The following is a 13369-nucleotide window of genomic DNA, read 5'->3' on the forward strand; positions in this document are numbered from 1 at the left end:
CAATTAATTTCAACCAGGGGTTTCTTTCACCTGCGGCTTAATCACCTATGCGTTCATATTCTCTGCTAGCTTCAGCAAAAATCAATCTGTATCTGGAAATCATAGGCGATCGCCCCGACGGATTCCACGAACTGGCGATGGTACTTCAAAGCATAGATTTAGCCGATCGAATTGACTTGCGCGCGATCGGTACGGACACGATTCGCGTGCGCTGCGATCACCCGCAAGTCCCTCCTGATAAGAATAACCTGGCCTACCGGGCGGCCGATTTGTTGGCGAAGCAATTCCCCGATGCTTTGGCGAAATACGGCGGAGTCGAGATTGCCATTCACAAGCAGATTCCAGTGGCGGCGGGGCTTGCCGGCGGTTCGGCTAATGCGGCTGCGGTTTTAGTCGGGATGGATTTGCTGTGGCAATTGGGACTTACTCAGTCGGAGTTGCAAGAGTTGGGGGGAACTTTGGGTTCGGATGTGCCTTTTTGCATTGCGGGAGGTACGGCTTTGGCAACTGGTCGCGGGGATAAACTGTCGCCGCTGCCTGATTTGGGTGGCTTTTCTGTGGTGTTGGCCAAGTACCGGAATCTCAGTATTTCTACGGCATGGGCGTATCAAACTTATCGCCAGCAGTTCAGTAGTTCCTATTGTGCAGCGGAAGATTTGGAGTGCCGTCGGCAACGGCTGCATTCGGGCCCGATGGTGGGGGCGATCGCCCAAAAAGATCGATCGAAAATTGGTCAATTGCTGCACAACGATTTAGAAAAAGTTGCTTTACCTGTGTACCCGCAGGTGTTGCAGTTGCGGGAGGCTTTTGAGTCGGCGGGGGTTTTGGGAACGATGATGTCGGGTTCCGGGCCGACGGTGTTTGCGCTGGCGGAGTCTTCAGAGCAGGCTCAGCAGGTTGTGGAACGGGTTAAAAGTGCGATCGCTTCTCCAGATTTGGATTTTTGGGTAGCACCGTTTAGCAATACTGGAATTCAGATTTTTTCGCAGGGAAACGAGACGAAACCGCCGATTTCGAGGGTGTAACTCGAAGAGGGTGCGATCGCCATCGCCCGTTAAACCTGTCTAACAGGCGAGGGTAAAGATTAATCTAACTTTTCGCAGAGTCTATTGAGATCGAAGAACTGATAATATGTCATGCAACACCGATTTTAGTTTTGGTGAATTAACCAGAAATCTAAAATCTAAAATCTAAAATCTAAAATCGCCATGACTGATTTAACTAATCCAAATTCTACTTCTAAACCTCTGAGTTCGGCTGAAGATGCAACCTCTGCATCTTCCACGCCGCCGACGATTTTGCGGTGCGTGATGGGTTCGCTGATCGCGGGCGGGTTTGCGGCTGCTTTGTACGCGCTAACTTTGTCGATCGTCCAAACTTTTGCAAATTCCCCGATTCATTCTGACAATGTGACTGCGATTAATATTGGCGCGGCTGTGAGAACTTTAGTTATGGGGATTGTGGCTTTGGGTGCGGGTGTTTTTGCTTTTGCATCTTTGGGTTTGATGCTGCTGGCTGTGCAACTTGTGATTCAAAAGTTGCTAAAGAAACCTACAGCTTGAAGTCTACCAGTTGCCAGAATTTGGCTACACAAACTTTCATCCGCAAGGCAAAGACGGAATAGTAAGATCGAAGCAATGGAATTATTTACGATCGGGCACTCCAATCTGAGTATTGAAGCGTTTGTTTTGCTGCTGCAACAACACGGAATTACGGCGGTTGCGGACGTGCGATCGCATCCTTTTAGCCGCTATTTACCTCATTTTAATAAATCCGAAATTAAAGTTTCTCTGTCAAGTGTTGGCATTCAATATGTTTTTTTAGGCAAAGAGTTGGGCGCGAGACCAGAGGATTTAAGCTGTTATGATACTAGCGGTAAAGCTTTATACGATCGCATAGCAGCAACTCCTCTATTTTCCGAAGGAATTCAGCGGTTGATCCAAGGCGCAGCCAATTATAAAATCAGTTTAATGTGTGCGGAAAAAGACCCGATTACTTGTCATAGGACTATTTTAGTTTGCCAGAAACTCAGAGAATTTAATTTACAAATTCATCACATTCTTTCCGATGGCAATTTAGAATCGCACCAGCATTTAGAAGAAAGACTTTTGAGCAAGTTTAACAAAGGCAAAAAAAATAATGAGCCAATTCAGCTAAGCTTGTTTGAATTAGAGCCTCAAGTTAAAGAGGAAATAGTAGATTTAGAAACAGCTTATTATCGTCACGGGTTGGACATCGCTTATGTCACAAAAGAAAGCAATTAATTTATTTACAATTGGTTTCACTCAAAAAAGTGCGGAGGAGTTTTTTGGGATTTTGATGCAAGCGGGAGTCCGCAGGGTGATAGATACGCGGCTGAATAATGTGTCGCAGTTGGCGGGTTTTGCTAAGCGGAAAGATTTAGAGTATTTTTTGCGAACCATTGGCAATATTGAGTACGTTCACATTCTGGATTTAGCGCCAACTCAAGATATTTTGGATGATTATAAAAAGAAAAAGGGAGATTGGGATGTTTATGAACAGAAGTTTTTGGAGTTGATGGGCGATCGACAAATTGAACACAAGGTTTCATCGGATATTTTAGACTGCGGGTGTCTGCTTTGTAGCGAACCAAAACCTCATAATTGTCACCGCCGCTTAGTTGCTGAATATCTCAGCGAGAAGTGGAAAAATGTCACAATTAATCATCTTTGATTTAGTGAAAAGATTAGATAATGGTGGGATGAATCTAAAATCTAAAATCTACAATCTAAAATCGAATGACTCGGATAATTTGTCTCGCTAATTCCTGGAAACGCGGCGACAGGTGCATCGCCGGAATTAATGAACTTCAAGGTAAGTGGGTGCGTCCTGTTTCCGACTTACCAGAGGGCAAAATTCCTAAAGAAATGCGGCAGATAAATAGACTTGAACCCGCGTTGTTAGATGTTCTAGAAATTCCTCTGGCCAAGACGGGGCCGGACTTTGGCTTTGAGTGTGAAAATCTTTCTGTTTTACCGGGAAAATGGCGGCAAGTAGGGAAAGTTCCGCCAGCATATTTGCTGAAATATTGCCAGAGTCAAGAATATATTTTGCACAACGATTTGCGATATGTTACGGTGGCATATATGCAGTCTTTGCCAAGGTGCGATCGCCTAACTTTGCAATTAGTCAAAGCAGTAAGATTTACGGTAAAAAAGCTAAGTCAAAGATTTGAAGGTGGTAATAAATGGGAAGGATCTATTGTCACGCAGCATGGTCAAAGATTGACTGCAACAATTACAGATCCGGTGTTTATTAGAAAGTTAGAATTGGGGTATGTACCGCAAAAAGCTTGTTTGGTAACAGTGAGTTTGAGTATGCCTTGGCGGCCCGATGATTGGGAGGGAGATGACCCTTGTTGGAAGTTGATTGCGGGTGTGGTAGAGTTGCCGGAAGATGTTGTTGATGATGAAATTTAGTTTTGACCCAAATGGGCGATCGATTATTTATTTCTTTTTATTTCCCGCAAAAACTCTGTTCATGCTATAATTCTGCGGGACTGTAGCAGAAAGGGGTGCTTTTTGATGAAAGCAGAATTTTATTTTGACTGTCACAAATATATTTGCAGTTTAGTTCAAGTGGATTTTGTCAAAGAATTAAAAATAAAAAATCATCAAGGTTTTGTTTTGGCTGTTAAGCAAGGACAAAAGATTGGACTTTTGGGAAAAAGTCGTCATAATGCTAAACAAGTTGATGTATCTAAGCCACATTTTTATAATGTAATTAAAGCGGCTATGAGCGCTTTGGAATTAGAAACTAAAAATGAGGTTATATTAGAGAGAAATCGAACTATTGCTGATGCCGAAGAAATGATTCAGCAGCAAAACCGAGAAATTCGCGTTCTTAACGAACAGATTAGAATGCTTGGAACTAAGGTTGATGAATTGTCAAGGGAAAAGCAGCAGTTATCCATGCAGCTAGTAGATAAGGAAATCAGAGAAACTGAAATTAGTCAAAAAATTGATGATTTTCCTGCTTGCGAGGAAGATTTAGTGGCGGCGAAAATTGAGCAAGAGATTGGAGAAGTTGAAATTAATGAAAAAATAGAAGAATTGTCGGTTCAAGCTTCTGGGCTAGACGTGCAGTTAATCCCAAATCAACTGAATGCGGAGGAGATTGAGGAAGAGAAAGAAATCAGCAGGGGCAAGGTTGAGACTGTTGATTTAGAAATTATAGAAGAAGTAGAAGAAAATATCAAACAACTAGAAGTTCCAGGAGGCGAAAGTGAAATTAAGCGACTGCCTAAAATAGCGTCTCACAAAAGGATGAGAAAGAAATCTTAATGCTTTAGTTATATAGCAATTCTCGCATCATTTGTCAATTTATTACGGAGTCCCAGCGGGTTCGGAGAGGGTTGGGGTGGGTAAGAATTTACGAGGCATTTAGGATTGCTATATAACTCATTGAATTGTGGCGATCGCATTTTCGCAAAAATCGTCAGCAGTTAAGCGAAAAAATCCCTTGCAACTCGCCGATTTTCCCGCCGCAGCCTCACCCACAACAGCATTTTGACAATAATCCAGGGCGATCGGTAAAATAACAGGTACGATGGCTACGCCCCGGCCCCGGCCTACGAACTATTGTCAGCCGCATTAAATCCTTCACTAATTAACCATTTGCCAACAGTCACATAAATGTTGACAATATTGCACAATAGATAAAATTGTAAATATATAGCACCTGCGTTTTTTTACCGCTTATGAATAGCAGATTCCTCGATCGACTCCACCACCCCTCACGCCCCGTCATCGTCTTCGACGGCGCGATGGGAACCAACCTGCAAGTCCAAAACCTCACCGCAGAAGACTTTGGCGGCAAAGAATACGAAGGCTGCAACGAATATCTCGTCCACACCAAACCCGAAGCCGTCGCCAACGTGCACCGGGGATTCCTCGAAGCAGGGGCCGATGTCATCGAAACAGACACCTTTGGCGGGGCTTCCATCGTTCTCGCCGAATATGATTTAGCAGACAAAGCATATTATCTCAACAAAACTGCCGCCGAACTCGCCAAGGGTATCGCCGCCGAATTTTCCACAGCAGAAAAACCGAGATTTGTCGCAGGATCGATCGGGCCAGGCACCAAATTGCCAACATTAGGACACATTGATTTCGACACACTCACCGCCGCTTTTGCCGAACAAGCAGAAGGACTTTATGACGGTGGCGTTGACTTATTTATTGTCGAAACTTGTCAAGATGTGCTGCAAATTAAATCAGCATTAAATGCCATTGAAGAAGTATTTAAGAAAAAAGGTGCGCGAATTCCGTTAATGGTATCAGTCACAATGGAAGCCACCGGCACAATGTTAGTCGGTTCCGACATCAGCGCCGCCCTAGCCATTTTGCAGCCGTACCCCATAGATATCTTAGGATTAAATTGTGCCACCGGGCCCGATCGCATGGCCGAACACGTCAAATACCTTTCCGAACATTCACCCTTCGTCGTTTCCTGCGTTCCCAACGCCGGTTTACCCGAAAACATCGGCGGCCACGCGCACTACAAACTCACGCCCATAGAATTAAAAATGGCCTTGATGCGCTTTGTCGAAGACTTAGGCGTGCAAGTCATCGGTGGCTGCTGCGGCACTCGCTACGATCACATTCGCGAACTATCAGAAATTGGCAAAACTCTTAAACCCAAAATTCGCGAAATTACTTGGGAACCTTCCGCCGCTTCAATTTACACCGCCCAACCCTACGAACAAGAGAATTCCTTCTTAATTGTCGGCGAAAGACTCAACGCCAGCGGTTCCAAAAAATGCCGCGATTTGCTAAACGCCGAAGACTGGGATGGTTTAGTAGCAATGGCTAGGGAACAAGTGCGAGAAGGCGCGCACATTCTCGATGTCAACGTGGATTATGTCGGCCGCGACGGCGTGCGAGACATGAAAGAATTAGTCTCCCGCGTTGTGACAAATGCAACTCTCCCTTTAATGCTGGATTCCACAGAATGGGAAAAGATGGAAGCAGGCTTAAAAGTTGCGGGCGGCAAATGTTTGCTGAATTCCACTAACTATGAAGACGGAGAACCGCGTTTTTATCAAGTTTTGGAGTTGGCGAAAAAATACGGCGCGGGCATAGTTATCGGGACGATTGATGAAGACGGAATGGCGAGAACCGCAGACAAAAAATTTGCGATTGCCCAACGCGCCTATAACGCCGCCGTCGCCTACGGAATTCCCCCCCAAGAAATCTTTTTTGACACCCTAGCATTGCCCATTTCCACCGGGATTGAAGAAGACAGAAAAAACGGCAAAGCCACCATCGAATCCATCCGCCGCATTCGCCAAGAATTACCAGGCTGTCACGTAATTTTAGGAGTTTCTAACATCTCCTTCGGCTTGAATCCGGCGGCGCGGCAAGTTTTGAATTCCATGTTTTTGCACGAAGCAATGCAAGCGGGGATGGACTCGGCAATTGTCAGCGCCAATAAGATTTTGCCCCTGGCGAAAATCGACCCCAAACACCAAGAAATCTGCCGTAAACTGATTTACGACGAACGGGAGTTTGACGGCGAAATTTGCGTTTATGACCCCTTGGGCGACCTGACAACGGTGTTTGCGGGCAAAACTACCAAGCGCGATCGTACAGAAGACGCAAGCCTCCCGGTAGAAGAACGCCTCAAGCAGCACATCATCGACGGCGAACGCATTGGGCTCGACATCCAACTCGCCAAAGCATTAGAAACCTATCCGCCCCTCCACATTATCAATACCTTCTTGCTAGACGGGATGAAAGTAGTCGGAGAATTGTTCGGTTCGGGACAAATGCAACTGCCATTTGTATTGCAGTCAGCAGAAACAATGAAAGCGGCAGTTGCCTATCTAGAACCGCACATGGAAAAGTCCGAATCCGGGGACAACGCCAAAGGCACATTCATCATCGCTACTGTCAAAGGCGACGTTCACGATATCGGCAAAAACTTGGTTGATATTATCCTATCAAACAACGGCTACCGAGTGATCAACTTGGGAATTAAACAGTCGGTTGATAATATCATCGAAGCCTACGAAAAGCACAAAGCCGACTGTATAGCCATGAGTGGCTTGCTGGTAAAATCCACCGCATTTATGAAAGAAAATCTGGAAGTGTTCAACCAGAAAGGAATCACGGTTCCGGTAATTTTGGGCGGCGCGGCTTTGACTCCCAAGTTTGTACATGAAGACTGCCAAAATACTTATAAAGGTAAAGTAATTTATGGCAAAGATGCGTTTTCTGACTTGCACTTTATGGACAAACTCATGCCAGCAAAATCTGCTGGAAAATGGGAAGATTTGCAAGGATTTTTAGATGAGATCGGGCAGGATAATGGGGCGGTTAAAGAAGCTAAAGCGGCGCCAGAAATTTCTGTAGAAGAGGCTAAGAAAGCAGACACTCCTGTGGTGATAGATACTAGGCGATCCGAAGCAGTTGCTGCAGATATCGATTGCCCGACTCCTCCTTTCTGGGGAACGAAACTGTTGCAGGGAGAAGACATCCCATTTGAGGAGATTTTCTGGCACTTAGATTTGCAAGCTTTAGTTGCGGGTCAGTGGCAGTTCCGCAAGCCCAAAGACCAATCGCGGGAAGAATACGACGCTTTCTTAGCTGAGAAAGTTTATCCCATCTTGGAAGAGTGGAAACACAAAATTATCACCGAAAAGTTACTGCAGCCGCAAGCAATTTACGGGTATTTTCCCTGTCAAGCTGAAGGTAATTCTTTGCATTTGTACGATCCGGAAATTATGAATGGCGGGCAAACAATAATCAGTGGCGGGCAAACAATAATCAGTGGCGGGCAAACAATAATCAGTGGCGGGCAAACAATAATCAGTGGCGGGCAAGATGCCCACCCCACAAAAGAAAGTGGCACAGGCATCTTGCCTGTGGCTGCAACAGAAAGTGGCACAGGCAAGATGCCTGTGGCTGCAACAGAGAGTGGCACAGGCATCTTGCCTGTGGCTGCAACATTCACATTTCCCCGCCAAAAATCGGCGCGCCGGCTGTGCATTGCCGACTTCTTTGCGCCCAAAGAATCGGGTAAAATCGATGTATTTCCGATGCAAGTAGCGACAGTGGGAGAAATTGCTACAGAGTACGCGCAAAAGCTATTTGCTAACAATCAATATACCGACTATCTCTACTTTCACGGATTAGCGGTACAGACAGCGGAAGCAATAGCAGAATGGACTCACGCGCGAATTCGGCGGGAATTGGGATTTGGTAGCGAGGAACCGGACAACATTCGCGATATGCTGGCGCAAAGATATCGCGGTTCGCGGTACAGTTTCGGCTATCCTGCTTGTCCGAATATGGCGGATCAGTATAAGCAACTGGAATTGTTAAAGTGCGATCGTATCAACCTGTACATGGATGAAAGCGAACAACTTTATCCCGAACAATCAACAACCGCAATTATCACCTATCACCCAGCAGCCAAATACTTCAGCGCTTAATTTATAGGGTGCGCTAGCAGCACCTTTCTCTCGTTTTCCTCGTTTTTATACTCGTTCCCCGGTACAACCTGGGAACGAGAAACCAAATTAAAATAACAAAAAAGCACCTTAAAAAAAGTGCTTTCCTGAATATGAACTTTCCGTGTCTGACGAAACATTTACGAGTAATTCCGGGGAGTGCGTGCACCTGCAGATGCTCCTACCATCGAAGCAACTAAACCCAATAGCGAGCCGAACAAAAATGACCAACCAGCTTTCGCAGCATTACCAGCGATATTGCGAGTATCCTGAGCAGTTACGTTAGGCGCTTGGTTCGGCAAATCGACGCCGCTTTGCTGCGCTTGATTAATTGCTTCTCCCGCATTCGCAGCTATGACGCCAAAAGTGCCGGCCACGCCATTTGCTAACAGCCAAGAGCCGATTGTTAAGGTGGTTGCCCACAAAATTGCTCCGTTCAAAAGCGCTGTGTTGCGGTTCATCGGGCCGCAAGCACGAGCAGTTACCCAACCGCCAACGGCCAAGCTAATTAACAAACTGATAATTGACCAAATTCCGACGCCGGTACCCACGTCTCCTGAAATAGTGCGCGGAGCTCCTGAACCAGCAATGCTGCTCAAGCCGATCGCAGCGCCCAATGCACTTAACACCAGTTGTGTGGCGATCGCAATTACCAAACCCGAAAAAATCGGGCCCCAACGTACTCGATCGTGGTATTCCATCACTGAATTTACCACCACGGGTTCGGTACCAACGTTATCTACAGGTCTATTTACGTATGACATAGGTTTTTCTTTCCTCTTAGAGTTGCTTTAATTTTTAACAATCTTTCACTTAAGCATTGATTGTGGCTGAGATTGATAAAAACTATATCTGCCTGGGGAAATAACCAGTATCTATGTCTGAAGAAAGAAACGAAAAAGTCATCCGCCCCCAGCCACCCGCTATTAGCGAATGACTGATGACTGATGACTCATGAGTGATAACTATTTTATCCCGTTGGAAAAGTTCCCGGATGTATACAGGAAATGCGGACGTATACAGAAAATACAGCTTAACGCAATCTTACAGCCGTTCCAACGGCAGTAATCAGCAGCAAAGCCCCGCTGGAGTCTACATTAATCGTGCCGGTGTCAACTTCCACCCCGATTACGGCATTGGCGCCGAGGCGCTGGGCCCGTTTTTCCAGTTCCGCGAGGGCATCTCGCTGTCCTTTGAGAAACACTTCCTCGTAACTGCCGGTGCGCCCGCCGATGATGTCGCGAATGCCCGCGAAGAAGTCTCGCAGGGCATTGGTGCCGTAGACAACCTCAGCAGTTACAATTCCCAGGTAAGATTGAATTTCTGCTCCTTGGATGATATCAGTTGTTGTTACAATCATCAGTTGGCCTCAATCGCGAAAATTTTGAGTGGGTCTTGTTCTGTAGATTTACTACATCTCGCCACTCAAACATTCCTGGTAAATCATCAGTTGTCAGCTTGTCAAGCTGACAGCAACTCGCTCTTCCATTCCACATACTCTTTGAAACACATGGCCGTGCACAAACAAAGTCTCTTGGTATTCACTACGTTGCTAATAGCAGGATTCGCTGTCACAGCGCCGCAAATAGCGCTCTCAGCAGAAACAGTCGTTCAAGTCAACCCTCAAAATGATTCAAATTTAGATGCTCTGCTGCGACAAGGGCGCGAGTTTGTAGATGTAGGAGACTACAGTAGCGCGATCGCCATTTATCAGGAAGCTGCGCGTTTAGATACGGAAAACCCGCGCATTTTTTCTGGTATTGGCTATTTAGAAGCGCGTCAAGGCAACTATGAAGCCTCAGTAGAATTTTACCAACAAGCGATCGGTCTGGAACCGAACAATGCGGACTTCCAATACGCATTAGGATATGCTATGGCGAATTTACAAAACTACCCCGCAGCCGCCACAGCTTATCGCCGCGCCGCTGCGCTCGATCGCAAAAATGTCAATGCCCGCATCGGTCTGGGAGTGGTACTCTTTCAGCAAAAAGATTACAGCGGTTCTTTTAAAGCATACCAAGAGGCGATCGCCCTCGATCCAAAAAGTTGGCAAGCTTATTCTTCAATGGGTTTAGTATTGATCCAGCAGGGAAGTTTTGCCAGTGCTGTCACCGTGCTCCAACAAGCAGCCGAACTCGCTCCCAAACAAGCAGGTGTCCAGTTAAAATTAGGCACTGCTTTGCTGCGGGCAGGCTATACTTCCGAAGGGCTAGCAGCTTTTGAAGAAGCTGCAAAATTGGAGCCCCGGAATCCAGAAGTGCAGCTAGAAATTGGCGAACTTCTCCAGGATCAAAACGACTTCGACGGAGCGCTTATAGCTTATCAGCGGGCTATTGCGGTACGACCGAATTTAGTGGAAGCACACGCAGGAATCGGGGAAATTCAACTGAAAAAACAAGATTTTTTAGGAGCAATTACCACTTTTAGGCGAGTGATTGGACTCGATCCAAACCGGGCAGAAGCTTATTACAATATGGGTACGGCACTCAAAGCGCGCGCTCGCAAATCCGAAGCAATTGAAGCTTTTAAACAAGCCCTCGACACTTACCGCCAGCAAGGCAACAATGATGGTGTACAAAAAGCTGAGGCTGCGCTCCAGCAACTAAAGTAATATGTCTCAATGTACTAATAGGTAATTGGCTAGCAGTTTTGAGTGTGGAGTAAGTATTTTTCCTAGGGCTTAACTCCTTCCACTCCCCGTCTTGCAAGGAAAAAAGCAATCTCAAAACTGTTTCTCTTCCCTATTCCCAATGCCCCCTTTCCTCTTCCTTCTTCCTTCTTACTTCCTTTGCGTAAATTGTTTAATTTAACGCAGATAAATTTGCCTAAATATAGTACAATATTGGCGCAATTGGAGAAGGGTGAGTGCTCGGTAAGTTTAAGCAGAAATCAGGGCGATCGCACAACAGGATTTTGTCAAAGCTCCCTCTTTTGTAATATGCTAAAAGGGCTTACTGACAATGAATCTATTTCTATTGGTAGAGACAGCCAACTTGTTAACATTTGTAAAATAAGCAAAATATCCTCTCCCTAGAACTTCATCTATGCAAACGTATGATGTCATTATCATAGGCGCAGGTCACAACGGACTCGTCTGTGCATCTTATCTGCTGAAAGCTGGATATACCGTCCTGTTGTTAGAAAAACGTTCGGTTCCCGGGGGCGCAGCAACTACTGAAGCGGCCATTCCCGAATTACCGGATTTTAAATTCAATATGTGCGCGATCGACCACGAGTTTATCCATTTAGGGCCAGTTGTAGAAGAATTAGAACTGGAAAAATACGGTTTAGAATATCTTTTCTGCGATCCAGTGGCTTTTTGTCCGCATCCCGACGGTAAATATTTCTTAGCGCACAAATCCGTTGAAAAAACTTGTGCTGAAATTGCCCGCTACAACGAGCGCGACGCTAAAAAATATGCCGAATATACAGACTTTTGGCAGCGGGCTTTAGGGGCAATGGTTCCGATGTTTAATGCGCCACCAAAATCGATCGTAGATATTCTGGGAAACTACGATATTTCAAAAATCAAAGATTTATTGTCAGTCATCGGTTCACCCGACAAAACGCTGGACTTTGTTCGCACGATGCTCACCAGCGCTGAAGACCTTCTCAACGAGTGGTTTGACGAGGAATTTATCAAAGCACCCCTAGCAAGATTCGCCGCAGAACTAGGCGCGCCTCCTTCGCAAAAAACCCTTGCTGTAGGCGCAATTATGCTGGCAATGAGACACAATCCCGGCATGGCAAGACCGCGCGGTGGGACGGGTGCATTAGTGCAAGCGCTGCTCAATTTAGTGAAAAGTTATTCCGGTGTGGTACTTACCGACCAGCACGTCGAGAAAATATTAGTTGATGATGGTCGCGCTGTGGGAGTTCGAGTTGCCAACGGCACGGAATACCGTGCGACAAAAGGTGTCATTTCTAATATTGATGCTAAGCGCTTGTTTCTGCACTTAATGGACTCCAGCGATGTTGACAGTGCCGACCCGGATTTGCGGGAAAGATTGGAGCGCAAAATTGTTAACAACAACGAGACTATTCTCAAAATAGACTTAGCTCTCAATGAAATGCCCAAGTTCGATCGCTGGAATCATCGGGACGAATATTTAATTGGTTCGGTTTTAATTGCAGACTCGGTAAAACACGTTGAAATTGCTCACAGCGAGCCTTCAATCGGCAGAATTCCCGACTCTGATCCATCGATGTATGTAGTGTTTCCGACGGTACTAGACCCGTCAATGGCTCCCCCCGGACATCATACGGCTTGGATTGAATTTTTTGCTCCTTACCAGATCGAAAATGCTGAAGGAACCGGCCAGCACGGTACGGGTTGGACGGATGAGCTCAAAAACAAAGTTGCCGATCGCTGCATCGATAAATTAGCAGAATACGCGCCAAATATCAAAAATTCAATTATAGGGCGCCACGTGGAAAGTCCGGCAGAATTGGGAGAGCGTTTGGGGGCTTTGAAAGGGAATTATTATCACGTTGATATGACGCTAGATCAGATGATATTTTTCCGTCCTTTGCCGGAGTTGGCGAATTACAAAACGCCGATCGACGGTTTGTTCCTCACGGGGGCGGGAACGCATCCGGGTGGCTCAATTTCGGGGATGCCGGGACGCAATACCGCTCGCGTTTTCATGCACTCGCAGCAGCCTTTCGCGCAGACTTTAGCAGATGCGGCTAATACTCTGAAAGCGAAGGGGAAGTCGGTATTTCGGAGTAATGAGAAGTAAGATTTTTAGCAACCGCAGATGAGGGCAGATAGACGCAGATGAATCACATCTGCGTTTGTTTGTTTGTATTGATTTATCTGTTGGCAAGTGCGATAATTTTTTCTGGTTGATTCCCTGTGAAGGGAAAACGATTTGCGAGCGCTATTAATAC

Annotated in this window: 11 protein-coding genes; 9 read left to right on the top strand and 2 right to left on the bottom strand. The window is 46.0% G+C overall.

Translation table 11 applies throughout. The features are described from left to right. Positions 1 to 47 precede the first annotated feature (47 nt). The 7 genes from ispE (at position 48) to metH (ending at position 8458) form a co-directional block, all read left to right on the top strand. Complete coding sequence (gene ispE, locus QUA88_RS06300; RefSeq protein ID WP_333270841.1) at positions 48 to 1025, top strand: 4-(cytidine 5'-diphospho)-2-C-methyl-D-erythritol kinase; 978 nt, start codon at positions 48 to 50, stop codon at positions 1023 to 1025. A gap of 183 nt (positions 1026 to 1208) precedes the next feature. Then, complete coding sequence (locus QUA88_RS06305) at positions 1209 to 1562, top strand: DUF3082 domain-containing protein (RefSeq protein WP_333056726.1); 354 nt, start codon at positions 1209 to 1211, stop codon at positions 1560 to 1562. 75 nt (positions 1563 to 1637) lie between these two features. Next, on the top strand, positions 1638 to 2264 hold the full coding sequence (locus tag QUA88_RS06310; RefSeq protein WP_333209794.1) for a DUF488 domain-containing protein: 627 nt from the start codon (positions 1638 to 1640) through the stop codon (positions 2262 to 2264). Beyond that, a complete protein-coding gene (locus QUA88_RS06315) occupies positions 2242 to 2694 on the top strand; it encodes a DUF488 domain-containing protein (protein WP_333056729.1) in 453 nt (150 codons plus the stop codon). The genes QUA88_RS06310 and QUA88_RS06315 overlap by 23 nt, the downstream gene beginning before the upstream one ends. Before the next feature lie 65 nt (positions 2695 to 2759). Further along, positions 2760 to 3440, top strand: coding sequence for a dual OB domain-containing protein (locus QUA88_RS06320; protein ID WP_333270843.1), 681 nt, complete (start codon positions 2760 to 2762; stop codon positions 3438 to 3440). A gap of 105 nt (positions 3441 to 3545) precedes the next feature. Next, entirely contained in the window at positions 3546 to 4304 is a 759-nt protein-coding gene (locus QUA88_RS06325) for a hypothetical protein (protein WP_333056732.1), read from the top strand. A gap of 416 nt (positions 4305 to 4720) precedes the next feature. Then, positions 4721 to 8458, top strand: a complete 3738-nt coding sequence (gene metH, locus QUA88_RS06330; RefSeq protein ID WP_333270846.1) for a methionine synthase — start codon at positions 4721 to 4723, stop codon at positions 8456 to 8458. Positions 8459 to 8616: 158 nt separating this feature from the next. Here metH and QUA88_RS06335 read toward each other — a convergent pair whose 3' ends face one another. Together QUA88_RS06335 and QUA88_RS06340 are read right to left on the bottom strand one after the other, a co-directional pair. Further along, positions 8617 to 9240: a hypothetical protein gene (locus QUA88_RS06335; protein WP_333056735.1), complete on the bottom strand. Its 624-nt coding sequence runs from the start codon at positions 9238 to 9240 to the stop codon at positions 8617 to 8619. 269 nt (positions 9241 to 9509) lie between these two features. Then, the gene (locus QUA88_RS06340) at positions 9510 to 9836 is read right to left on the bottom strand and encodes a YbjQ family protein (protein ID WP_172184303.1); all 327 of its coding nucleotides are present in this window, start codon (positions 9834 to 9836) and stop codon (positions 9510 to 9512) included. A 24-nt stretch (positions 9837 to 9860) separates the two neighbouring features. Here QUA88_RS06340 and QUA88_RS06345 point away from each other — a divergent pair, with 24 nt between their 5' ends. Together QUA88_RS06345 and crtO are read left to right on the top strand one after the other, a co-directional pair. Continuing rightward, complete coding sequence (locus tag QUA88_RS06345; protein ID WP_333056736.1) at positions 9861 to 11087, top strand: tetratricopeptide repeat protein; 1227 nt, start codon at positions 9861 to 9863, stop codon at positions 11085 to 11087. Between the two features lie 433 nt (positions 11088 to 11520). Then, positions 11521 to 13218, top strand: coding sequence for a beta-carotene ketolase CrtO (gene crtO / locus QUA88_RS06350; RefSeq protein ID WP_333056737.1), 1698 nt, complete (start codon positions 11521 to 11523; stop codon positions 13216 to 13218). The last annotated feature ends 151 nt before the right edge of the window (positions 13219 to 13369 follow it).

Source organism: Microcoleus sp. D3_18_C2, assembly GCF_036702395.1.
Classification (GTDB): domain Bacteria; phylum Cyanobacteriota; class Cyanobacteriia; order Cyanobacteriales; family Microcoleaceae; genus Microcoleus.